This is a genomic window from Candidatus Contubernalis alkalaceticus (genome assembly GCF_022558445.1).
Taxonomy (GTDB): domain Bacteria; phylum Bacillota; class Dethiobacteria; order SKNC01; family SKNC01; genus Contubernalis; species Contubernalis alkaliaceticus.
Window position 1 is genome coordinate 1,213,347 of sequence record NZ_CP054699.1, and the last position, 20,285, is coordinate 1,233,631.

The following is a 20,285-nucleotide window of genomic DNA, read 5'->3' on the forward strand; positions in this document are numbered from 1 at the left end:
AAAATATTGTAAGCTATTCTTATGAAGATTCAAGCAATTGTGAATGGTAAAATATGAGAGTTTGAAATAACTAGGAAATAAATTCTAAAGAAACCTTTATTAATTCTAACAATTGAAATTCTTCCTTTCTTACGTTTTAAATTACGGGATTACTTGTTTTTATCCAGCAACCTCTTCAACTTTCCCTCAATCTTTCCCTTCTGCTTTTCCGTCCCCTCCGGATCCAGCTCAAGGATAAGCTTCAGCCAGTTGTTTTCCCGGGCCCAAAAAAAGAACTTATGCCTTTTCCAAAAACTCAAATGGTATAATGGGTATATATTTTATGATTTTACATTTTTCCAAGTGCTCTTTTATTTTACCAATAAATTCTTCAGGAACAATTAACGCTTCAACATCTTCTATCTTATAGTTAAAATCTCCGTTTAAGCTTCTCCACTCTCTTTCCCTGTAGAATGTTTCATCATCTTTGTCACTAAATCTTGTAATCTTAATTAAGTTTTTCATATTTCCAAAATATTTTTTAAGATACTGATTATATTCAGGACTTTCATTTAGTCCTAATAAAATATCAATAAGATCAAATGGAGCATCTAAATCAACTAATGTGTCTAATCTAATTTTGGCGTTCATATCAAATTTTAAATCATCAGGAATAGGGAAGTTTTTTTCAATATACAATACCGGATTAAAACAGCTATGAATTGCATTGGCATTAAAACCTATTGCAACCTTGCCATAATATTTAGCATGATTTGTTAAGTCCTTAATTGGTATATCGCAAACGCAACAGAACTCTCCGGTAATTATATCTCCATGGATTTTTTCTGGGCTACCAGCTTTTAATTTTTTAGAAGAAAGTATTAATTTTAAATTATCGACTGCTTTTTCAGTGCTTTTTAACTTGCCTTCTATTTCTTTTGGTGCCTTTACTTTACTCCAGTCATCTACTTCAGGTCCACCTGTAAAATGCCAATAAATATTTGAATAGTATCTTTGCATATAATTCTCCTTCTGTAACTTATATTTATTTTTAAAAAAGTAATTATCTATTTTTATCCAACAACCTCTTAATCTTATTCTCAATCTTTTTCTGCTGCTTCTCCGTCCCCTCCGGATCCAGCCCTAAAAAAGCCTTTACTAATATGCCTTTTTGAGTTAATCAAATGATGCAAATATACTACACCTACATCCAGGATGATATGGAGGCATTTTGTCAGTTTGCTTTATCGAAATATACATTCCGTTTTTAGCACCGCATATCGGACAAGGATCATCTGTAATACCACTAACTTTTGCCTTTTTAAAGCCACCTTGTTTAATTGATTCAATATCCCTATACCGGTATAAAGTGAACTGGATAGTATGGGCAAGGAGTCGTATTTTATTAATTTCCCATTGTATTGCATTTCTAGCTCTCAAAGGAAGAGAGAACCCAATTGCAGCACTATCCCGCTGTGCTTCACTTGGTAGATTCTTTTTAAGCTCTTCTTCTGGAACTTCTTGGACTAAGCGATCTATTAAATCTGCTTTTTTACCTGACTTAGCGACATTAAATTCGTTACATATTTCTTTAAGCTCATCTACTTTTAAGACCATTAATTGTTGGTTTAATTTGAGAGAATATTGTGCTAACCCATATTCTTGGAGCTCTAATATTAAAGGCTTAGCCTGACTTTCAATTAAATTTACTCTTCTTCCTAAGTCTGCTATTGCTTTGGTTATTGGTTTTGCTGATGTAATGGCATAGTTTCCTATTAGCAATCTTCTTGTGTTTAGTGATAATTTTGAAAATACTTCAAGGGCATTAAGAGCTTCTTCAGGAATTTCAGGGGGTATGTTTTCTAAAGATGACCACATATGTGGGAAATAACCTAGCTCTGAAAACTTATTATGCCATTCTTCAAATTCTGGCCATTCCCATGAACTGCCAAGCATCAATGCAATTATTTCTCTTTCCATTGCTCGTGGATCCGAGGAATAATTATCAATAATTGACTCAATCTGTTCCTGTTGTTGCTTAGTAATTCCAGAAGGAAAAATAGATGGCTTTTTCTGTTTTGGTGTTTGTATAAAATTAGTTGCTTTTTCAGTGTTTACATGGGTATTCGCCTTACTATCATAATCATTAAGTTCGGGTGTTGATATAATTGACATAGTATGTTCTTCAGAAACTTTTTTTCTTTTCTTTACTCCATTAGAAATAAGAATAGCACATGAAAAAATAAGCAGTAATCCCGGAAGAATATCCCCTGATGCTAGTGCCCCTAATCCTACAAGACCCAAAAAACCTCCGATAATAAGATATAATATTGTAATCCCTCCCCATTTGTTTATTCTAAGAGAATTTGATTTGGAAGACTAAACATGTTTTTTATTCAGGGATTTCTATCCTTATATCAAATTCATTTACGCTGGTCCGTTCAGCTGCCTCGTCATAACAATTAAATTTTACCCTTACCCATTCAATGTCAAATACATGGCCACGTTCTAAAAACCATATTATGACACCATCTTTGATGACACCCTCATATATTTCTCCGCTAATGGAATCTGATTCGCCGGTCATTGGCTTAACCTGTTCTCCTGTAGAGGTAACAAGAGTTCCTTGTGTTGGGTAAACCTTAAATGAGCCATCTCCATCTGCACGGGTGTTTTCTATTCTGAATTTTAATGCAATTGCATCAGCTGGTTCATCCAGATATCTGGTTTCTTTTTGCTCTCCGATTGAGAGTGCCAATATTTCTACCTTTAGGTCTTTCCATTCTTCCTCTATTGATAATTCATAAACTTCCCACTCATCTTCCGATGCTTCTTGTTGGACTTCTTGCTGCTCATCGTTGCTACTTTCAGACACTTTTGCTGCGGGCTGATCCCCCATTACCCCATTGTCTCTTACAGAGTCAATTTCGGTTGAACTGCAGCCCATAAACATTAAAGATAAGCAGAGTAATAAAGCCAACCATAGAAACGTTTTTTTAAACATTCTCATCCTCCTTAATAATTCTATTTTCTAATAATAAGATAAAATGTTTATACCTGTCATAATATGTCGAACCCTTTACAAACACAAAAACTACCTTCTTTTGGTAGTTGTTTTTTCTTTGATGCTGTCAATTTTTGTTTTCTCTATGATGTCCTCGAAACTATCTGCCGCCATTTCAGCCGGTTGCCTGGTGGCTGTCCGGCCCTGACAAATCCTACTTTCATCTCAAAAAACCATTGCTCAACTTCAAAGTGTTCGCACCATTCCCATATGTGGTGACGTCCCTGGTCGGCATACTCCCAAAAAGCATGGTCCGGGATCAGCAGGCCGGTGGCAAACTTTAGTGCCCGGCGCTCATCTTTGCTAACCATGTATTCAATGTTCCCCCGGGATGTAAAGTCCAGTCCAGCCCAGGTTCCAGCTTTGTGATAGCTGACGTGCCCGGGAGCCGGTGGGTAGAGAACGTGGCCAATTTCTTCTGCCAGTATGCATTTGTATTTTCTAGGGTTGTCCTGTAGTGATGTGTCTAAGGTTATGATTGTGCCCGATGTGTAAGCTAATAACTGGGGATGTTTATCTTGGAGGTTTTTAAATTGCAGCTTAATTAACATTTTACTGGATAGGTCTAATAAAAATTCCAAGCCTATCATGCATGTATCACCGCTTGCTGTCTTTAGTTTTTTCCAGAACGTGAATTTGAATGTCGTGAGTAGTAAATTTTTTCTCGATGCGCTCTAAGCAAAGGGTATGGTCTGTTAGGATCTCTGAATTGTGCTTGTAACCGTCAAAAAGAGCGGCTAATTTTTGTCCGTGCTCGTTTTCGATTTTGATAACGGTTTCTTTTACAAATTTTATTTCGGTATTAAGTTCTGTAATTTCATCTTTAACCCCGGATAGTTCACCTTTAACTCCTTTTAAATCATCTTTAACCCCGGATAGTTCACCTTTAACTCCTTTTAAATCATCTTTAACCCCGGATAGATCACCTTTGGTGGCCATACTTGCATCCATTTCAGAGATTTTGTTAAGTATGGCCTCTAACATCTGCCGGTCAGTCATGGGGTTCACTCCTTTTCATTTTCTTCACGCCCAATTTGACCCGGCATATTCGGGCCGTGAGCCGCCCAGCTGTCTTCTGGTGCCTCAGGTATCCCGTAGTGGTCTATTGCCTTTTGTGTTAGGTAAAGTGTTTCTTCTTGGGACAGTTTATGTTTGTAGGCTGTGGCTGATATTTTCACCAGCGCCTGACCGAGGTCGGGTTCGTCTCTGGGGACAAGTTTTTCCAAATCGGGGTTGTAATTGAATTGCTGTTCTTTGACTGTGGGCAGGTCTTTTTTTTGTTTTTCTTTGATAGTAGAGGGTTCTTTTTTTCTTTTAAGCATCCTAGTGAAGTCGATAATGAATTCTTTGTCTTCATCGTCCAGGGGCTCGCCGTGAAATTTAATATTTCTGTGTTTAAGGAGTTCTTCCAGTTCTTGGTCGGTGGGTTCGGGTAAAACTTTTTTGCGGTTGTTGGTACGTGAGAGAAGATAATCGGTTGTGACGTTATAGAAATCTGCTATTATTTGCAACGTTTCATAATCAGGATTGCGTTCTCCAAGTTCATACATGGAAATAGAGCCACGTGAGATATTAATTTTCTCCGCAAGCTGATGTTGAGTTAATTTTTTTTCTTTTCTAAGTTCAATTAACCTACGTGCTAAGGCTTTCAAAGTATCCCCACCCTTATAAGCATAATACCACATAATGTTGCATTGATAAACGGTAAAAACAGCACAATCATTAAGTGCAACAAAAAAGTGCAAAAACTTCGGAAAAGGGGTTGACATGCAACGATAGGTGGCAATATAATAAAGCTAAGGTTGCAACGTTTAGTGGCATTAAAGGGGGCACATCTTATGAGAGAGATTTTAATTAAGCATAGAAAGAGTAGAAAGCTAACACAGCAAGAAGTAGCTGATGACCTACACATTACAAGAAGCTTTTATGGAATGATTGAAACAGGAAACCGTAATCCCACTATAAAGCTTGCATTGGAAATAGCTAAATATTTCAATGCTGACGTGAAAGAACTTTTTTTTGAAGATAATTGCCACGATACGAGGCACTCCAAATCTAGTACCGCCTAAGGAGGTGAGAATAATGGCCGGCAAAAGTGCAAAACAAGTAAAAAAATGTCCATCAAATATGTGTGACTATATAAGGCGCCATGAAGAAAAAAACATAGAAGCAAAAAAATATGTTGAAAATGTAACAAGGAAAAACAGGATAAAAAAAAGATTAAGCGTTACATTTGCTATCATCTTTATTGCACTGCTTGGCATGGTCACATGGTGGAATTTGGCCTAATATTCCTTCTTCATCTAAATCCAGAAATTGTTCTGCCTTGCCTGCCCTTGATAAATGAACTAAGGATGTTCTTAGTAAAAGTTTTAGGCTCATAATGCTTTGCTCTCTAATTTGTGAGAAATGCGGGCAGAGAATATCGTGCTGAAGTTTCCAGCTTTCCAAATGTTCATAAGTTTTCACAAGAAGCCCAAATAAATCTTTTTTACAATATTTTGCTAATTCGTATTTTACTGTTTTCCAAACGGTTGTGTTGAAGGAATGGCTTTGGTCGAATATATCTTTCTCAATTAAAACAATAGCTTGGTAATTTGTTTGAAGTTCCTCCATGAGAACTCTAAAAAGATTCTGATAGTGACGTTTATTATTTCGCCAGTCCCAGTAAGCCGTTAATCCGAAGACCAAGATTGCAGTTACTAGGCCTTCAAATAGCCAATTCAAACCTAGAAGAACAGACATTGTTTCGCTCCTTTCTTTACTTTATATGATTACAGTTCTATAGGAGGTGAAAGTGTGACCAAACAGGCTAAAGCAACAGAGATAAAGGCAAAGTTCTCGTTGGATACAGAGGAAGCAGAATTAAAGATATCTGAACTTGGAAAGCGTGTTGATTCTATCTTAGTCAAAATAGAAAGAATTGCACAGATAGAAGGCAAGGAGAAGGGAGTTTAGTTATTTTAGCTTTTGTTTAAGCGGTCAATGTTTTTCTGCAGATTCTTAATGCTCTTATTAACATTGTCAACTGATTTATTAACCGATTCGTCAGTAACCATCTTAAACCCACACGAAGGACATTCAATTAAGTGTCCGGATTCCAACAGCTTTGTGGCGGCAACCTTGAAAGCTGTATGGCAGTTCGGACAGGTAACATCAGTGTTTTTACCTTTAAACAAGTCTTTAAAATTAATGTTATTCAAAGGTAACTCCTTTCCCCATCTCCTTGCCTCTAATAAATATTATAACTGGAAAGAGCTACCTGTAACAGAAGAAGTTTTAAAAAGGAGCCTAACCATGAAAGCCTACCTGTCAGTGCGACGCACTGTAAACTTAAAAACCGGAAAAATCATACACGATGAAAAGCGATGGGTAGAGCTATCCACAGAGCAGATTCAGGCGTTTTGTAAATTGCTTCACATGGGGTCTGGAAAAGCTCAAGAATTTGAAGGGGAGGAGGTGAAATCATGCAAAAAGTCATCCGAATTAACCGGGACCAGATTCTCAAGGATGCCCGGGACGTCGCAGAAAGCACAGAATACCCGGCGGTGAGAGAGTTCATGAAAAAGGTTATAGGCAAGGTCATGTCTCGTGAATACCAGGAATGTGTAGAGGTGGGCGGCACTCTCTACCCTAACAGCTGCTCCTGGTGCGAGAAGGAGCTGGGAGAGAGCGCCAGTGTGAATGAGGCTTTTCCTGAAGAGATTTACTGCGGGGGGACGTGCGAAGCTGAGCGGTTTGCTTCAAGGTCTAAAGTCATCACTATCAGAGAGGCTTATGAAAGAAAGGGGGTTAAGGGCAATTTACACTAAGCTTATCCGCTGGTTAGAAAATGATAGGAACGCCTGGATATTTACCTATGCAGCAATAGCAATCATGATTATCATTTTCCTTCTATAACCATTATCTTACCAACATTTACCGGGTCAAGAAATAACCCAAGTTGTCAAATTATGAGAAAAAGGAGGTGACAAAGCATCATGAGAGATTTAATCGAGGCTGCCAGATACCGTAAGAAAGTCCCCCAGCGCTATGTTGCGAAGAAGTTACATATGTCACTCAGTAGTTACCAGCGCCTGATCACTGACGAAGAGAACATGACTCCTGAAGATGCCCTTCAACTGTCCGACATTCTGGATTGCCCCACTCTTACAATGGTTTACTGCCGAAAACAGTGTGTAATAGGCCACAGATACTGCTACGATGTGCTGAACAATGTGGACCTTTCACCCACTGCCATCCTGACCAAATACCGGATGGAGGAGAGGGAGGCAGCCGAGGCACTAGAAGTTCTGGCAGAGCTGTTTCTGAATAAAAGGGACAAAGGTGATTGCACGGAAGGGGAGCTAACCCAAATAGGGAAATGGGCCCAGGAGCTTTTAGACCTTGAGCATGTGATTGAGACCTTGAAGCTTAGACTGTGGGATTTCCTTGATGTAGGCCAGCTGGTCAAGGAACATAACCAGAAATGTTTTGAAAAGCGGTATGTGGACAGCAGGAAGCCGGAACTATCTTTTGAGGAGGCGGTGTGATGTTTGAGGTGGGAGAAAGGGTGCTTTCCAGATACGGCATATGGCACAGGATAAAATCCATTCTCAGCAACGGTCACTACTATGAGTGTGAGCGCCTGGATACTGGCAAAACGAACATCATCCATAAAAACAATCTGAGGAAAGCGAGGGAAGCGGATGAAAGAGCAGAGAATCATGGTTAAGTTTATAGGCTCTAACAAACGGTTTAAGCGTTGGCTCAAAGGCTGGAAACCATTGGCGGAAAAGATGGCTGAAAGGAATAGAGGAAAGAAAGGAGTTGCTGCTGGTGGAAGGGTGTCTTAAATGCAAGGAGTTAGAAGCTACAATAAAGCAGCGGCTACAAATACTCCGTAATGTCAAAAAAGATATGCAGTGCAATCCTGATGATGGTGATTATGTCCGGGGACAGAGCTCGGGGTTTATGGCCATGGTCAAACATACAGAAGAATGGCTAGAAGAATGCCTGGGGATCCTGGGATGCTCGGAAAAAGAAAAAACCGCCCTTGAGGCGGTAGTAAGGTAATTCGTCGAAGATTGATTTGTTAAAAAGATAATATCACAAGTTAGGCCGGCCTGCAATAGCTCCCCCGCGGGCCGGCTGAAAATAAAATGCAGGGTAATGGATGTGGACGGAATGAGCCGCGGGGAATACCAAGGCTGGGGCCGGGGAAAAGGGATGCCGGCAAACACTCTGCCTAATTAAAGGAAGGTGATTAAATGCTCCAGTTAAGCAAAGAAGAGGTAAGGGAACTATCGATATTCCTTGGATATATAGCAAGTAACCACGAATGGGCCTTTTCTGGCAATGAGAAAGTATACAAAATAATGGAAAAACTTGATAAGGCTTTAGATGAGGTAGAGGGGGAGTGCCAGGAAGAGTGGCAAGAACCCGTGGAGAATTGCCAAGGATGCGGTGCTGATATTTACCCGGGAGAAATTGTTTGGGTATATAGAGAGCGCGCCTATTGTGCACGAATAACTTGCCTGATAAAAAGCGGGCTTGAGGTTGGAGTTGCTGTTGAGGAAATTACGGTAGAGGACTGGCTTGAGAGTGAATAACCTTCGGCGGGGTGGCGGAAAGGGTAGACGCACTTTTACGAGAGAATCAATGGGATTCTGTCGTTGAGTTTCTGAGGTGCCAGTGAGTTAGAGGCAACACTGAACTTTCTTATCTCGTAGATGAGCGACATGCAGAGTTCAAATCCCTGCCCCCGCCAATCATTAAAAAGGAGGAAGCATAATGCCAAAAACCAAAGAGCCTATCGGCACAGCACAAGCAAAAATGGGCTATACTGTTTGGTCCGTGGAGATATACGAAGAGAGCAGCAATCTTTACAGGGTTGCAGGCCGGGGTACGGCCATGCTGGTATCGGTCATGGATACGCCCCGTGGATTCCTTGTCTCGGTTCCTTCTTCCGGCTTTAGTCGTGCCGGTTTCGTGCCGGCTGACTGCCAGGGGTGGGACATTGAAGAATACCTGGACTTTGAGAATCCTGTAGATGCCGAAACGATTGCTACAGCTGTAAGATGGCTGATAGAGGAAGGAGAGGTGATCTGCTGATGGCGAGAATGATGTTGCTTCCTCCTAAGCCCGGCGTTTGCCAAGAGTGTGCTACAGACCACCCCTCTGAACTACCACACAACCAGCAGAGCCTTTATTACCAATATGCTTTTTATGCAAAACATGGTCGGTGGCCCACATGGAAGGATGCCATGGAACACTGTAGTGAGGAAGTAAAAGAGATGTGGATTAAGGCGCTAAAAGAAGAAGGAATAGAGGTGATTTGCTGATGGCGGATGCGAAGATATGCCCTATGATGTCAAGGCCAATAAGTGAATATAGTCCATTAAGTGGGCCTAGCGCAGACTTGCATATAGTGGAATGCCCAAAAGAAAAATGCGCCTGGTGGGCTGATAATTTTGGTGTATGTGCCATTAAGGGGATTGATGATAGCCTGAATAACATGGATGAATAGGGATTAAAAATAAGTAGCCTGACACAGTTTGCTTTGGCCAAAGAATAACAGGAGGAGCATAAATGCGTGGGCACCTAAAAAAACGTGGCAAACATTATACTATTGTTCTTTATATGGGTACTGGGCCTGGTGGGAAGCCGGAATATAAGTGGTTTTCTGCTACAAAAATCTTAAGCCAGGGACGCCCAGCTAATAAAAAAGAGGCTGAGGCCATTATGAATGATCTCATTAAAAAGGTAAATACCGGGGCCTATGTGGTGACAGAGGACATGACGGTGGCTGATTATTTAAAATTCTGGTTAACCCATGCCCAAACAAAGGTTGCCCATAGCACTTACAGCCGATATGAAGGGATTGTTAAAAGGCACCTGATACCAAAACTGGGGGACGTTAAATTGGGTAAGCTACAAGCCCATCACCTGCAGCAGATGTATAACGATTTATTAAAGCCAGGTAGCCGCTTGGATGGTAGACCTGGACCCCTTTCCCCAAGATCCGTTCGCTACATTCACGCCACTATCAGGCGTGCCTTAGGACAAGCCGTATATCCGTGGAAGATGTTGGCCACAAACCCGTCTGAAAGCCTTGAACTTCCGGAGCGAAAGAAGAAAGATATGAATGTTTGGGAAGAGCCCCAAGTAAAGCGGTTCTTGGATTTTATGAAAGATAATTCTTATTACGCACTATACTTCCTCGCGTTTGCAACAGGGATGCGCCAGTCAGAAATTTTGGGCCTGCGGTGGCGTGATGTATACCTAGATATTAAAGCTTTGGCCGTCCGTCAAGTCTTAGAATATATTGGGAAAAGCGTTCAGTTTAAGGAACCTAAAAGCCAAAAATCCCGACGAACCATATCTTTACCCTCTAGCGTCGTTAATGTGCTGAGGAGCTACCAGTCAGAAATGCAGGCCAAGGGTGAGCAAACCAAAAAGGCTGCTAAAGCCCGGGATGAAAATGACCTAGTGTTCCAAACTAGATGTGGAACCCCCATCAATAAAAGGAACCTAATCCGACATTTCAGCGATGCCCAGGAAGCCTTGAACCGGGAGCTGGTGAAAGAGGATCAGCCGTTACTCCCTCGGCTCACGTTCCATGAAATTCGCCATACCCATGCTACCCTACTGCTTAAAGCTGGGGAGCCCACCAAAGTGGTACAGGAAAGGCTGGGCCATGCGAATATTGGTATTACCTCTGACCTCTATAGTCATGTATTGCCAAACATGCAGGCCCATGCAGCGGACAAAATTCAAGAAATGTTATTCAATAATTAGGGGTCAGCGGAACCAAGGGAATCTAAATAACCCAATGGAAGTGCCTTTTTAGGGGTTCCACCAACGGACTTTAAATCCGTTGGTCAGCTTATAAATAGTTAGTCGGCTAAGGTGGAAAAAACAACTATAAATAAAGGTTTATCTGTTTTTAATATCCGCTTAACACTTTAAAATAAAAGACTAAATGCTAATGTTTTGCTAATGCAAGTTGAGGTGAGAGTGATGGATGAAAGTATGGTAAACCAAACGGGAAGAAGGTGTCGTTGCAAGCATGAGAAAAGGTGACTGGATTGAGACATATACCGGTAGAAAGTTTTGGCCGCTGGATCCCAGGCCGGAAGATATCTGTATTAAGGATATAGCGCACGGGTTAAGTCATATGTGCCGCTACAACGGACAAAGCAAGTTTTTCTTTTCAGTAGCCCAGCACAGCTTAAATTGTGCCGAACATGCAAAGAGGATGAAACTTCCGCAAAGGTATCAGTTACTCTGCTTATTGCATGATGCGGCAGAGGCTTATGTTTCAGATGTGGCTAAGCCCTTAAAGCCGTATTTACCTCAGTTTAAGAACATTGAAAATAATATCATGACAACTGTCTATGAAGCGTTAAATGTTCGGCCGCCGAACTCCATAGAAGGGAATACGATTTCTAAAATTGATACAATCATGCTGGTTACAGAGGCCAAGGTCCTGATGACGTTTGATAGTTGGGGGGATTGGCTGACTGATATTTCTCCAGATGACGAAACTGTTATTTGTGAGAGGCCTATTACTGACATTAAACATCTTTTTGTAAATCAATTGGAGATGCTTTTAAGGTGATTAATACAACTTAACCGAATGACTAAAAATTTTTGCTTTTGGGAGAAATATTTTCCTCTGTTGATTGACTAGTGGACAAACAGGGAAATCTGAACAAGTGAGGTGGAAAGATGAAAAACGGGAAAAAGTTGCACCGTTCAATGATAGATGTATTGGAAAAGGAAGGCCTGGATCCAGCTGATTGGTTATATGTCAAAAATGAGATGAACAAGCTGACCTTGGCGCATCGGGAGACCGGGCAGAAGAAGACAATATACCGGAAGCTGGCGAGGGGTTAGCGTTTAATCTGTGATTAGCGAAAAGGAGAGTGATTTTGTGAATATTGAAAAATCAATTAATGACGTAATTACAAAGAAACTAGAAGAAGGCATAGTGGAAAAGTTAATAGCTGAAAATCTTGAAAAAGGGATCAATAATGCCCTTGAAAAATTATTGGGCCACTACGGAGACGTTACAAAAGTAATCGAAGAAAAAATTAAAAGCGTTATGTTAGAGCAGCTATCCGGTTACGATTACTCAAAATACATTGTTAAATTAGACTGCATTTTAACCGAAATCCTGAAGAAGACAGCGCTGGACAATAAAAAAATACTTGAGAATTTTAAAGAATTAATGGTTGATCGTGAACTGCCAAAAATTATTAAAGTGTCTGAGATTTTTGAAGAGTTTGCAAAATATGTGGCCGAAAATGTAGATACCGATGGCTTGGAAGTATGTATGGATGATTCGCCTTCTTACGAAAATGTTAATATCGCCATGGAAATAGAATATAACGAACAAAAATCCTGGAGCTGGTATAAGTCTGCAAAAATTATTTTTGAGTGTGAAGAAGATGAAAAAATGAATCACGAAATTATCATTACCAAATTCCAAGAATCCCCATGGAGGTTTGAGGATAAAATCGATTCTTCTATCGAATCTTTAAGATACTTAGATCCATTTAAGCTCTATCTTCTCAAGCTGTATCAGGCTAGATCAACAATTGAAGTCGATTCTGATTATCTAGAGGACGAGGTTGAGCCGGAGGAAGAACCTCAGGCAGAATTTAGGTAAGATGCATTAAATTTGTGGTTAACAAAGGGAGTTGAGTGAACCTGTGGCAAGTAAATGTCAAACATGCCAGCATTACCAGTATCACGCCGGGGTTGCACCCAGTATTGCCAAGATGATTGGTAAGCCGATGCCATCCCGACCAACCTGCTACTGTCACCACGCCGGGGTAAGGTGGGAAAGACGATCGGCAGAAGTAAGGAAGCCAAGAGGTATATCTTGTGACTATAAAATAAGAGAGATGTCCTGCGAAGATTGCGGAAAACAGCTCAAAAGAAGTTCGGATATTTGGATGGTTATAACCCCAAAGGTTTATATTTGTAAAAAATGCGGGAAAAAGAAGGCGGCTGAGATGGACTTGTAATTGAAATATAGGAGAAAGGAAGATAATTCTCTGTGAAACACTGTGAAACATAAAATTTGCTTTATAAAAAAATATTATTTAGTATAGTGGGAACAAAAGTTCTACAAAGGAGAGATATTATGAGCACTACTAAGGCGCCAGGATTCCAATATGCGAGCGAGGTACAGAATGCTGCCAAAGAAATGGCCAAAGGCAGGCTTTACAGGTTCCAGACAGGAGAGCCTATTGATGAAACAGACTTATATTTATTATTGCTGGAGTTTGGTGGCCAAGTAACTGAATTAATGGACAAACTTACAAAGGGTGATTAGATGGCCAGGCCAAACAAGCAGGGCTTAGACTATTTTCCGCTTGATGTTCATTTATGTAAAAAGTTTAAATTTATTGAAATGAAATACGGTATAGCCGGCTTCAGTATCGTTGTTAAGCTGTATCAATATATTTATGCAAACGGATATTACGTTGACTGGGACGATGATACATGTCTTTTATTTTCCGATGATATTAAAGCTGACTATTCTATGGTTTTAGATGTTATAAAAGAGTGCTTGGCTCGAGGGATCTTTGATAAAACACTTTTTGACAAATACAGCATTCTTACATCATCGGGCATCCAAAAGAGGTATCAGGAGATAGTTAGGCGGCGGAAAGACGTCGAAGTGATATCGGAATACCTGCTTATTGACGGTTCCTTTGGGGTTATTGTTGACACTATGTCGGCAGAATGTAAGTATGATGAAAGCAAAAGTACACAAAGTAAAGTAAATAAAAGTAAAGTAAATAAAATAAAAGAATATACTCCCGAGTTTGAAGAATTTTGGAAATATTACCCCCGGAAAAATGAAAAGAAAGCAGCGTATGAAAAATGGAACGCCAGATTAAAGGAAGGACATACTCCAGAAGAACTCATCAAATCCGCAAAACATTACTTAAAGGCCTGTCAGGGAAAGGAAAAACAATTCATAAAGCACGGCAAAACATTCCTTGGGGATAAAAAACCATTTGAGGATTATATTGAGCCTCCTGAGATTGAAGAGGATCTTCCTTCATACTGGCAAATTAAACCCCGTTCAGACCCGGAGGAAAAATCCGAAGAAGACCTTCCTTACCCGGGACTGGAAGAAGGTTTTAAAAGGCTTTATGGCAAGTTTGGAGGACACTAATGGCACTATCAGAAAAATCTCTCATCGGTTCTGTCATTACAGAGCCCAACTGCATAGATTTAATTCGTCAGTATGTGCCCGATGGGAGTTATTTTAAAAATATTCTCCTGGGAAAAGTTTTTGATATGGCCGTTACCTTACAGGCTGATGGGCGCCAGGTAGATATATCCACCATAAATGATGCCCTCAACCTGAAGTCTGAAGCCTTAAAACAGATTATGAATGCCGTGAATGAAACTCCTACTTCCGCACATGCTGAAGATTATGCAAAAATGGTCAGGGATTATTATGCCAGGCGGTTACTCTCAGAGCTCCGGGCCGTAGACCCGTTAGACATAAAAAAATACCCTAATCCCCTGGATGTTGTAACAGCCATTGAACAAGGGACCGAAAAGGCACTCGGTATCATAAACAGCTCTCAAGAAACAAGTGTAAAAGACATCGTCCTGGTTGCTTATGATGAATACTGTAAGGAGCATGAGCAAGGGAAAAATCCTAATATGATATCTACCGGTTTTTATGACCTGGACGAGCTTATTGACGGGTTGGAAAGGGGGGAGAACATCATCATAGCCGCAAGACCGTCAATGGGCAAAACAGCCTTTGGCCTGTGTATTTGCCGTAATGTAGCAAAGAGAGGGAAAAAGGTAATTATCTTTTCTCTGGAGATGAGAAAGGAACGTCTTATTAACCGTATAGTTTGCACAGAAGGCAGTATTAATGCCACCCGTTTTAAGCGCAGAAAGCTGGAAAAAGAAGAGTTTAATAGGCTTATAACTGTTATGGGTAACGTAGGTCAAATGCCCTTAGTAATCCGAGACGATGTGAGGACTACTACGGAAATCAGAAGCATAATAGCCCGGGAAGCGGCAAAGGGTGATGTCGGACTAGTGATGATTGACTTCCTTACACTTCTTAGCGACCCTCAACCACGGGGCAGTAGTGTTCATAACCATATCGGGAACATAGCAAAAAATATACAGCAGATAGGACATGCATACAATGTGCCAATTATTACCCTGGCACAGCTGAACCGGAAAGTGGAGGACCGGAATAATAAAAGACCTGCCTTAAGTGACTTAAGGGAAAGCGGAAATATTGAGGAAGCGGCGGACAAGGTCCTATTTATCTACCGAGAGGATTATTATGAAAAGGATAAATCAAACCATACCGGTATTGCGGAAATAGGAGCTGCTAAAACTCGGGATGGAGCAACGGGGGCATGTAAGTTGTTGTGGACCCCGGAGTATACCCGGTTTGATAATTATTGCGAGGAGTGAGAGCCATGGAAGAAGCCACCGAATATTCAACAACTAACTTTGGCCTATTAAACGGTTGCCAGCTAGAAGAGATCCGCAAAAATCGCATGTGGGCCATGCTCGAAATGTATGGAGAAGGCCTGAAAAATCTTAATCCCCGAGAGATAGGCATAACGATAATGGACATAAAGTGCATGATTTTGTTAGTGGAAAACAGCAAGTTGGACCGCAGAGCTAAAAAAGAGTGCCGGCGCTTTATCACAGATGCACTGAAAAGTCTGGATGAAGCAGTGCTGGCAGTGCAGAGGTTGGATAACGCGATGAAGCAGAAAACAGGAACACAGAGAGGTGAGGACTTTTGAAAAAGTGGCTGTGTATCATAGCATGCTGGATTTTGGCCATACTGCTCATGTGGCAGGTCAACTGTAACAACCAGGTGGACTTTCCAGAACGGGATGCTGAGCTGGAGCAGGTGATTCGCCAGGCGGTCCGGGAGGAGATCCGTGAAGAACTGGAGCCTTACTCCGAGACCCAGGAGCTGATGAATGACTGGCTCCAGGAGTGGAACGTCCTCACCCAAGATGAGTGGGAAGGACATGAGGCTTTTAACTGGGAGAACGAATAAATTCGAAGTGATTCGGAGTATCAAAAAAGGCCGGGTGGTGTAAGGGCAGCGTATTCGCCGGGCATAGGCGAAGGGACCGGGTTCAATTCCCGGCCTGGCCTCCAAAAGGTGGTGAGAGTGTGGAAGAAAACACTATGCCAAACAGGAACTGGAGAATAGCCGCGGTTATTTTGGTCTGCATGTTATTAGCTTTTGTGTTGGGAACCAGGACAGCGGAGCGACGCACGGCACTTTCGGAGACAGAAGTTAGGGAAAGTGTGTTAGAGATGACCGAACAATTTTTAGAAGACCTGCAATTCCAACAGCGAGTTTTGGACCTTAACGAACAGCTCTACGGAGAGCTTGAGTTTAAGCAAGGGGCACTGGAGCTTTATGAGGATGTTTTAGAAGAAGTTAGACATATCCGAATAATCGCGGACAACCTGGAACTAGAGCACCGAGAAATCAGGCTGCAGATCGAGGAATATTTTGAAGCACAGAAACACCAAGAGCCGGAGGAAGACTATTAAAGAGGGGTGATTAAATTGGACACGGAACCTTTGGTTAACCCAAGTGGAGACACGAAAGAAGATAGTGATTTAGGTTGCACGGTAGTAAGGACCACCATGAGTTATGAGGATGCTGAAAAGCTGTTGGCAGAGAAAAGGATGAAGGGCAAAATCGCTGTGGAAAAGGTGATGGAATATTCCAGAGAGGAGCTTAAAGACCTTTTGGTGAGAGAAGGCCTTAAATCCAGTGAGGTGGCAAAGAGGCTTAACGCAAAGCCTTCATGCGTGCATATCCTTCGCAAGCTTTTTGACCTTCAGGAAAAAGACATTCAGGAAGAGAGAATAAGACTTAACTATCAAGCGCCCAAAACCGAGGAAAATGAATCCCATGATGATAGAGATGGGCTGGAGAAAATCAAAGAAACCCCGAAAATCAAAGAATCTAGTAAGCCCGACATCGAAAAATTCATCACTTCTTCCGGCAAAGTGGCCGCCGCTGAGCTCTTGGGCACAGCAAAGTCACTGGAAAGGCTTGAGAATGCAAAGGTAACCGTGGAAGTAAAGGTATGGACTTCTGCAGAACAATCCTGATTTCGGAAAAGGAGTGGCGGAAGGTGGCGCTAAAAGAGTCAGACATACGAAAGCAAGTAGTAGATTATCTCAGAATTACCGGCTGGTTTGTATACCATAACCTTCAGGGCTTGGGATGTTATGCGGGGCTTTCGGATATTGTAGCCGTGAAAAATGGGAATGTGGTTCACATCGAGCTGAAAGCCCCCGAGGGAAAGCAACGGAAGGAGCAGGTGACATTCCAAACAGATCTGGAAGCGGCCGGCGGACTCTATGTGCTTGCTGATTGTATCGAGGATGTGATGTTTTTAAACAAAGCTGGCTCCGGGCAGGTGAGGCGGATGTGAAGCGCAGAGAGCGGCGGCGGTATAAAATTATGCTGGAACCCCATGCAGTAAAACGTTTTCACCAGCGGCTCCCGAAAAGGAAAATTAATTCTTTTAAAGCACTGGCAGAACAGCGGCTCGAAACCGAAGTAATGAAGGGTGCCATACCTAACGAGCGGGGCGCATTAAAGGTAGAGGTGGAACCAGGGGTATGGATTATATGCTACGCAATGTTGGAAGGATATAGTTGGCTTGTAAAAACTATTATTCGTGAAGGCTGTAGTGACGACATAAAAGAGAAGGGGATGCACGGATTTATGGATGAAATACGGTGTGCAGGAATGGTAAAACTCGAGCTTGCGGAGCTGGAGTTGCATGGTCTGGATGCAACTGGCCAGGCTAATAAAGTGTTAGAGGAATGGTCTGAGTTTATCAGTGCCCAAATCGGTGAATTGAGGATTGACCAGGTGACAGAAGAGGCCTTCGATGTCATTCAGGCGTTGTATGGTTATCTGAAGAAACTGGGGGTTGACGTTGCCAGGGAGAACAAACGTCACATAAGGAAAATGAAAGAAAGGTATTAAAAGCAAAGGAGGAAAGCTCAATGGAAAAAGCCTTAGAAAAGCTAAAAACCGAGATGGATGGAGATAAAAACAATAAGTATGTCCAGGTGGTAGGTGAGTTTTTAATTGAATACCTGAATAACAACCCCCAGGCAGCAGAGCAGATCCTGGCGGAGGGGAAAACCATCAAGGGAAGCCTGGTAGAGATGAAAGAAGAGGCCCGAAAGCACCAGGTAGACGGCTGCGGGGTGCTGACGGACCAGGAAGGTTTTGAAGTGGCACTGAAATACTTCGAGATTGAGCAGGGAGCACCAGTTGTTTCAAAGTTGGTGACAAAAAATAGTAATGACTTTGATGTAAGCCTGGACGATTTCCTTTCGTAGGGGGTAATGACAAATGACAAAAATAGCAGCAGAAGTAATAATACCCCATATGTTTACCGCCTACGCGGAGGACCTTGGCCACCGCAACACTGGGCTGCATCATTTCCAATATTTCTGTGAGGGCTGTGGACAGATATTTTCCTCAGCCTGGGGCAGGCTCCCACAAAGTATGCACGGATATGAACGCGGCAATTATTTTACCTGCCCCTACTGCAGGGTAAAACATGACAAATATGTGGCCTATATAGAACGAGGGGCGCCGGCTCCTGATGGAGCGCGCTTAGTAGTCAAAGAGTATAAAACCGTGGTTACCCTGGAGGTCTACAGCAACACACTCGAATTCAACGACTATTTAGGCGTTTACGAAAGGCAATACAAGGAAACCTTTCGGTTTGATATTGCGAAGCAATCTGTTTCATTCACAAATTATCGCACCGGCATAAAACAGGAGTCGATTGAGATAGGGAATCCCTTCGAGCTGGATTTTTTTCTAAAAAGCATACTCCGGTTTTTTTGTTCAAACAGTCTGGCCAACGCAGAGCAAAAGTCAGAACTGAATGCACTGCTGAAGGTCCTTCGGGAAACCGTTAAAAGTAAGCTAGAAAAGCGCTTAAAACACAAGGTGCCCTCAATGTTTGTCAGTTCCGGTACCTATTGGGGGATACTGCTGATTCCAATCCTTAACATAGCATACCGTGTAGCGTGTCCGGATGCTCCCAACCTGCCGGCGGAATACAGAGGGGCTCCTCTTGATATCCGGGATTTTTGGAGAAACAAATTAATTAAAAAATACCGCTATATGGACCGCATTATGAGCAAAACCCGGCAGAAGAAAGACTTTTTAACCGCACTGATAGAAAATCATTCTTTGCCGGACAAGCCGTTGGTAAGGCGGATATTAACAGAGGATCCGTTTGCAATTAAGATGCTTTCAACGTCCTTTAGGCTGTGTAAAAACTATGACCATGCAATCAGCACGTTTTATGGAGTTCGGAAAATGATTGACACATGGAGACATCAAGATTATGACGGAATCCCAAAGTTTTTAAGAGCCATGAAAAAACTTTATGGTGAGGCTGGCGTTAATCGACTGGTTTGGGAAAGCTCAGAGTTAAACATGTTTGACTGTGCCAGGCTATACGGCCAGCTGAACGATGAAAACAAGAAATCTCTTAAAGAGGAACCAGTTAAATTAAGAGATCTTCACGATTGGATGTCATTGCAGCACAAACGGCAAACCCACGTGAATGTAAAATTTACCGTTCCGGACTACATTGTAAAAAGACTGTCCATGCAGCGGTCCCGGCTGAAGTTTTTTCTCCCTGAAGAGTCCATGCAGTTACTGGAGGCTGGCCATGAGCTTCATAACTGTGTGGCGGCATACGGTGATAATATGAAAGATAATAAGCTTTGGATTGTTTTGGTGGCTGATGATACAGGAAGACTGGCAGCTTGCTTGGGGATAAGAGGTAAGGAATTAATTGAGGCTAAACTAGATAGGAACATGCCGGTATCAAGTAATGTTAAATTAAATAGTGAAATATTAGACTGGGCAAAGTATGCCAACATCAAAATTAATACATCAGACGTGAAGGTGACAAGCAAAAAGGAATCCAAGGAAGCCGTGCCTGCATAGAAAAGGGCAAAACCACGGTATTTAACAACGGATTAACAGTCCGTTGGTCGTTATAACTTATAAAGAATTGCATCATGGGAAAGACAACCTTCAATAAAGAGGTTGCGGGGCATAACAAAAATTCAACGGTTTTAGTATACTGCCTGGTTGCTAATATTTTGCTAATGCGATTTGGCAAGAAAAATAAACGTGTAGGATTACTAAAAAGAATGG

General features: G+C 41.8%; 34 protein-coding genes and 1 tRNA gene. 27 read left to right on the forward strand and 8 right to left on the reverse strand.

The annotated features are described in order from the left end of the window. Positions 1 to 276 precede the first annotated feature (276 nt). The 6 genes from HUE98_RS05775 to HUE98_RS05800 all read right to left on the reverse strand — a co-directional run bounded on the left by HUE98_RS05775 (position 277) and on the right by HUE98_RS05800 (position 4,695). Entirely contained in the window at positions 277 to 999 is a 723-nt protein-coding gene (locus HUE98_RS05775) for an abortive infection system antitoxin AbiGi family protein (RefSeq protein WP_241422909.1), read from the reverse strand. Positions 1,000 to 1,155: 156 nt separating this feature from the next. Continuing rightward, positions 1,156 to 2,283, reverse strand: a complete 1,128-nt coding sequence (locus HUE98_RS05780) for an SAP domain-containing protein (RefSeq protein ID WP_241422910.1) — start codon at positions 2,281 to 2,283, stop codon at positions 1,156 to 1,158. An 88-nt stretch (positions 2,284 to 2,371) separates the two neighbouring features. Beyond that, positions 2,372 to 2,983, reverse strand: coding sequence for a hypothetical protein (locus HUE98_RS05785; RefSeq protein WP_241422911.1), 612 nt, complete (start codon positions 2,981 to 2,983; stop codon positions 2,372 to 2,374). 143 nt (positions 2,984 to 3,126) lie between these two features. Next, entirely contained in the window at positions 3,127 to 3,633 is a 507-nt protein-coding gene (locus HUE98_RS05790; protein WP_241422912.1) for a hypothetical protein, read from the reverse strand. Between the two features lie 7 nt (positions 3,634 to 3,640). Then, entirely contained in the window at positions 3,641 to 4,042 is a 402-nt protein-coding gene (locus HUE98_RS05795) for a hypothetical protein (RefSeq protein WP_241422913.1), read from the reverse strand. A gap of 5 nt (positions 4,043 to 4,047) precedes the next feature. Beyond that, positions 4,048 to 4,695, reverse strand: a complete 648-nt coding sequence (locus HUE98_RS05800; protein WP_241422914.1) for a helix-turn-helix domain-containing protein — start codon at positions 4,693 to 4,695, stop codon at positions 4,048 to 4,050. A gap of 186 nt (positions 4,696 to 4,881) precedes the next feature. Here HUE98_RS05800 and HUE98_RS05805 point away from each other — a divergent pair, with 186 nt between their 5' ends. Next, a complete protein-coding gene (locus HUE98_RS05805) occupies positions 4,882 to 5,112 on the forward strand; it encodes a helix-turn-helix transcriptional regulator (protein ID WP_241422915.1) in 231 nt (76 codons plus the stop codon). 151 nt (positions 5,113 to 5,263) lie between these two features. Here HUE98_RS05805 and HUE98_RS05810 read toward each other — a convergent pair whose 3' ends face one another. Beyond that, complete coding sequence (locus tag HUE98_RS05810) at positions 5,264 to 5,788, reverse strand: hypothetical protein (protein ID WP_241422916.1); 525 nt, start codon at positions 5,786 to 5,788, stop codon at positions 5,264 to 5,266. 54 nt (positions 5,789 to 5,842) lie between these two features. Between HUE98_RS05810 and HUE98_RS05815 the strand changes: the two genes are divergently transcribed. After that, the gene (locus HUE98_RS05815) at positions 5,843 to 6,001 is read left to right on the forward strand and encodes a hypothetical protein (protein WP_241422917.1); all 159 of its coding nucleotides are present in this window, start codon (positions 5,843 to 5,845) and stop codon (positions 5,999 to 6,001) included. Positions 6,002 to 6,006: 5 nt separating this feature from the next. Here the strand turns inward: HUE98_RS05815 and HUE98_RS05820 are convergent, their stop codons facing one another. Beyond that, positions 6,007 to 6,246, reverse strand: coding sequence for a zinc-ribbon domain-containing protein (locus tag HUE98_RS05820; RefSeq protein ID WP_241422918.1), 240 nt, complete (start codon positions 6,244 to 6,246; stop codon positions 6,007 to 6,009). 264 nt (positions 6,247 to 6,510) lie between these two features. Here HUE98_RS05820 and HUE98_RS05825 point away from each other — a divergent pair, with 264 nt between their 5' ends. From HUE98_RS05825 to HUE98_RS05945, 25 genes are all read left to right on the forward strand, one after another. Further along, on the forward strand, positions 6,511 to 6,855 hold the full coding sequence (locus tag HUE98_RS05825) for a hypothetical protein (protein ID WP_241422919.1): 345 nt from the start codon (positions 6,511 to 6,513) through the stop codon (positions 6,853 to 6,855). 168 nt (positions 6,856 to 7,023) lie between these two features. Further along, on the forward strand, positions 7,024 to 7,575 hold the full coding sequence (locus HUE98_RS05830; RefSeq protein ID WP_241422920.1) for a helix-turn-helix domain-containing protein: 552 nt from the start codon (positions 7,024 to 7,026) through the stop codon (positions 7,573 to 7,575). After that, on the forward strand, positions 7,575 to 7,757 hold the full coding sequence (locus HUE98_RS05835; protein ID WP_241422921.1) for a tudor domain-containing protein: 183 nt from the start codon (positions 7,575 to 7,577) through the stop codon (positions 7,755 to 7,757). The genes HUE98_RS05830 and HUE98_RS05835 overlap by 1 nt, the downstream gene beginning before the upstream one ends. 104 nt (positions 7,758 to 7,861) lie before the next feature. Then, positions 7,862 to 8,098: a hypothetical protein gene (locus HUE98_RS05840; RefSeq protein ID WP_241422922.1), complete on the forward strand. Its 237-nt coding sequence runs from the start codon at positions 7,862 to 7,864 to the stop codon at positions 8,096 to 8,098. Positions 8,099 to 8,292: 194 nt separating this feature from the next. Next, the gene (locus tag HUE98_RS05845; protein ID WP_241422923.1) at positions 8,293 to 8,634 is read left to right on the forward strand and encodes a hypothetical protein; all 342 of its coding nucleotides are present in this window, start codon (positions 8,293 to 8,295) and stop codon (positions 8,632 to 8,634) included. A gap of 181 nt (positions 8,635 to 8,815) precedes the next feature. Continuing rightward, a complete protein-coding gene (locus tag HUE98_RS05850; RefSeq protein WP_241422924.1) occupies positions 8,816 to 9,136 on the forward strand; it encodes a hypothetical protein in 321 nt (106 codons plus the stop codon). Then, positions 9,136 to 9,366 carry a hypothetical protein gene (locus HUE98_RS05855; RefSeq protein ID WP_241422925.1) on the forward strand — a complete coding sequence of 77 codons (231 nt, stop codon included), beginning with the start codon at positions 9,136 to 9,138 and terminating at the stop codon, positions 9,364 to 9,366. The genes HUE98_RS05850 and HUE98_RS05855 overlap by 1 nt, the downstream gene beginning before the upstream one ends. Continuing rightward, positions 9,366 to 9,551, forward strand: coding sequence for a hypothetical protein (locus HUE98_RS05860; RefSeq protein WP_241422926.1), 186 nt, complete (start codon positions 9,366 to 9,368; stop codon positions 9,549 to 9,551). Before HUE98_RS05855 ends, HUE98_RS05860 begins: the two co-directional genes overlap by 1 nt. A 62-nt stretch (positions 9,552 to 9,613) precedes the next feature. Continuing rightward, positions 9,614 to 10,822 carry a tyrosine-type recombinase/integrase gene (locus HUE98_RS05865; RefSeq protein WP_241422927.1) on the forward strand — a complete coding sequence of 403 codons (1,209 nt, stop codon included), beginning with the start codon at positions 9,614 to 9,616 and terminating at the stop codon, positions 10,820 to 10,822. Positions 10,823 to 11,093: 271 nt separating this feature from the next. Beyond that, on the forward strand, positions 11,094 to 11,645 hold the full coding sequence (locus tag HUE98_RS05870; protein WP_241422928.1) for a phosphohydrolase: 552 nt from the start codon (positions 11,094 to 11,096) through the stop codon (positions 11,643 to 11,645). 110 nt (positions 11,646 to 11,755) lie between these two features. Further along, on the forward strand, positions 11,756 to 11,923 hold the full coding sequence (locus HUE98_RS05875; RefSeq protein WP_241422929.1) for a DUF6906 family protein: 168 nt from the start codon (positions 11,756 to 11,758) through the stop codon (positions 11,921 to 11,923). 37 nt (positions 11,924 to 11,960) lie between these two features. Continuing rightward, entirely contained in the window at positions 11,961 to 12,698 is a 738-nt protein-coding gene (locus HUE98_RS05880; protein ID WP_241422930.1) for a hypothetical protein, read from the forward strand. A 43-nt stretch (positions 12,699 to 12,741) separates the two neighbouring features. Beyond that, positions 12,742 to 13,059 (forward strand): hypothetical protein, encoded by a 318-nt coding sequence (locus HUE98_RS05885; protein WP_241422931.1) that lies wholly within the window; start codon positions 12,742 to 12,744, stop codon positions 13,057 to 13,059. 119 nt (positions 13,060 to 13,178) lie between these two features. Then, positions 13,179 to 13,370 carry a hypothetical protein gene (locus HUE98_RS05890; RefSeq protein WP_241422932.1) on the forward strand — a complete coding sequence of 64 codons (192 nt, stop codon included), beginning with the start codon at positions 13,179 to 13,181 and terminating at the stop codon, positions 13,368 to 13,370. Then, positions 13,371 to 14,222 carry a DUF4373 domain-containing protein gene (locus HUE98_RS05895; RefSeq protein ID WP_241422933.1) on the forward strand — a complete coding sequence of 284 codons (852 nt, stop codon included), beginning with the start codon at positions 13,371 to 13,373 and terminating at the stop codon, positions 14,220 to 14,222. It begins immediately after the preceding gene. Further along, a complete protein-coding gene (locus HUE98_RS05900) occupies positions 14,222 to 15,502 on the forward strand; it encodes a replicative DNA helicase (protein WP_241422934.1) in 1,281 nt (426 codons plus the stop codon). Before HUE98_RS05895 ends, HUE98_RS05900 begins: the two co-directional genes overlap by 1 nt. Positions 15,503 to 15,507: 5 nt before the next feature. Next, positions 15,508 to 15,843, forward strand: a complete 336-nt coding sequence (locus tag HUE98_RS05905; protein ID WP_241422935.1) for a hypothetical protein — start codon at positions 15,508 to 15,510, stop codon at positions 15,841 to 15,843. After that, on the forward strand, positions 15,840 to 16,106 hold the full coding sequence (locus tag HUE98_RS05910; protein ID WP_241422936.1) for a hypothetical protein: 267 nt from the start codon (positions 15,840 to 15,842) through the stop codon (positions 16,104 to 16,106). Before HUE98_RS05905 ends, HUE98_RS05910 begins: the two co-directional genes overlap by 4 nt. A 28-nt stretch (positions 16,107 to 16,134) precedes the next feature. After that, positions 16,135 to 16,210, forward strand: a tRNA-Ala gene (locus HUE98_RS05915). 15 nt (positions 16,211 to 16,225) lie between these two features. Then, on the forward strand, positions 16,226 to 16,615 hold the full coding sequence (locus HUE98_RS05920; protein WP_241422937.1) for a hypothetical protein: 390 nt from the start codon (positions 16,226 to 16,228) through the stop codon (positions 16,613 to 16,615). Positions 16,616 to 16,630: 15 nt separating this feature from the next. Continuing rightward, positions 16,631 to 17,185 carry a hypothetical protein gene (locus HUE98_RS05925; RefSeq protein ID WP_241422938.1) on the forward strand — a complete coding sequence of 185 codons (555 nt, stop codon included), beginning with the start codon at positions 16,631 to 16,633 and terminating at the stop codon, positions 17,183 to 17,185. A 23-nt stretch (positions 17,186 to 17,208) separates the two neighbouring features. Beyond that, entirely contained in the window at positions 17,209 to 17,511 is a 303-nt protein-coding gene (locus HUE98_RS05930) for a hypothetical protein (RefSeq protein WP_241422939.1), read from the forward strand. Continuing rightward, entirely contained in the window at positions 17,508 to 18,074 is a 567-nt protein-coding gene (locus HUE98_RS05935; RefSeq protein ID WP_241422940.1) for a hypothetical protein, read from the forward strand. Before HUE98_RS05930 ends, HUE98_RS05935 begins: the two co-directional genes overlap by 4 nt. Positions 18,075 to 18,094: 20 nt before the next feature. Further along, positions 18,095 to 18,436, forward strand: a complete 342-nt coding sequence (locus HUE98_RS05940; protein ID WP_241422941.1) for a Cas9 inhibitor AcrIIA9 family protein — start codon at positions 18,095 to 18,097, stop codon at positions 18,434 to 18,436. A 13-nt stretch (positions 18,437 to 18,449) separates the two neighbouring features. Then, positions 18,450 to 20,072 (forward strand): PcfJ domain-containing protein, encoded by a 1,623-nt coding sequence (locus tag HUE98_RS05945; RefSeq protein ID WP_241422942.1) that lies wholly within the window; start codon positions 18,450 to 18,452, stop codon positions 20,070 to 20,072. The last annotated feature ends 213 nt before the right edge of the window (positions 20,073 to 20,285 follow it).

Bases quoted from the DNA above. Each gene is read 5' to 3' on its own strand.
- HUE98_RS05775 (WP_241422909.1), bottom strand. From the start codon at position 999: ATGCAAAGATACTATTCAAATATTTATTGGCATTTTACAGGTGGACCT.
- HUE98_RS05785 (WP_241422911.1), bottom strand. From the start codon at position 2,983: ATGTTTAAAAAAACGTTTCTATGGTTGGCTTTATTACTCTGCTTATCT.
- HUE98_RS05790 (WP_241422912.1), bottom strand. From the start codon at position 3,633: ATGATAGGCTTGGAATTTTTATTAGACCTATCCAGTAAAATGTTAATT.
- HUE98_RS05795 (WP_241422913.1), bottom strand. From the start codon at position 4,042: ATGACTGACCGGCAGATGTTAGAGGCCATACTTAACAAAATCTCTGAA.
- HUE98_RS05805 (WP_241422915.1), top strand. From the start codon at position 4,882: ATGAGAGAGATTTTAATTAAGCATAGAAAGAGTAGAAAGCTAACACAG.
- HUE98_RS05810 (WP_241422916.1), bottom strand. From the start codon at position 5,788: ATGTCTGTTCTTCTAGGTTTGAATTGGCTATTTGAAGGCCTAGTAACT.
- HUE98_RS05825 (WP_241422919.1), top strand. From the start codon at position 6,511: ATGCAAAAAGTCATCCGAATTAACCGGGACCAGATTCTCAAGGATGCC.
- HUE98_RS05830 (WP_241422920.1), top strand. From the start codon at position 7,024: ATGAGAGATTTAATCGAGGCTGCCAGATACCGTAAGAAAGTCCCCCAG.
- HUE98_RS05835 (WP_241422921.1), top strand. From the start codon at position 7,575: ATGTTTGAGGTGGGAGAAAGGGTGCTTTCCAGATACGGCATATGGCAC.
- HUE98_RS05845 (WP_241422923.1), top strand. From the start codon at position 8,293: ATGCTCCAGTTAAGCAAAGAAGAGGTAAGGGAACTATCGATATTCCTT.
- HUE98_RS05850 (WP_241422924.1), top strand. From the start codon at position 8,816: ATGCCAAAAACCAAAGAGCCTATCGGCACAGCACAAGCAAAAATGGGC.
- HUE98_RS05855 (WP_241422925.1), top strand. From the start codon at position 9,136: ATGGCGAGAATGATGTTGCTTCCTCCTAAGCCCGGCGTTTGCCAAGAG.
- HUE98_RS05860 (WP_241422926.1), top strand. From the start codon at position 9,366: ATGGCGGATGCGAAGATATGCCCTATGATGTCAAGGCCAATAAGTGAA.
- HUE98_RS05865 (WP_241422927.1), top strand. From the start codon at position 9,614: ATGCGTGGGCACCTAAAAAAACGTGGCAAACATTATACTATTGTTCTT.
- HUE98_RS05870 (WP_241422928.1), top strand. From the start codon at position 11,094: ATGAGAAAAGGTGACTGGATTGAGACATATACCGGTAGAAAGTTTTGG.
- HUE98_RS05875 (WP_241422929.1), top strand. From the start codon at position 11,756: ATGAAAAACGGGAAAAAGTTGCACCGTTCAATGATAGATGTATTGGAA.
- HUE98_RS05890 (WP_241422932.1), top strand. From the start codon at position 13,179: ATGAGCACTACTAAGGCGCCAGGATTCCAATATGCGAGCGAGGTACAG.
- HUE98_RS05895 (WP_241422933.1), top strand. From the start codon at position 13,371: ATGGCCAGGCCAAACAAGCAGGGCTTAGACTATTTTCCGCTTGATGTT.
- HUE98_RS05900 (WP_241422934.1), top strand. From the start codon at position 14,222: ATGGCACTATCAGAAAAATCTCTCATCGGTTCTGTCATTACAGAGCCC.
- HUE98_RS05905 (WP_241422935.1), top strand. From the start codon at position 15,508: ATGGAAGAAGCCACCGAATATTCAACAACTAACTTTGGCCTATTAAAC.
- HUE98_RS05940 (WP_241422941.1), top strand. From the start codon at position 18,095: ATGGAAAAAGCCTTAGAAAAGCTAAAAACCGAGATGGATGGAGATAAA.
- HUE98_RS05945 (WP_241422942.1), top strand. From the start codon at position 18,450: ATGACAAAAATAGCAGCAGAAGTAATAATACCCCATATGTTTACCGCC.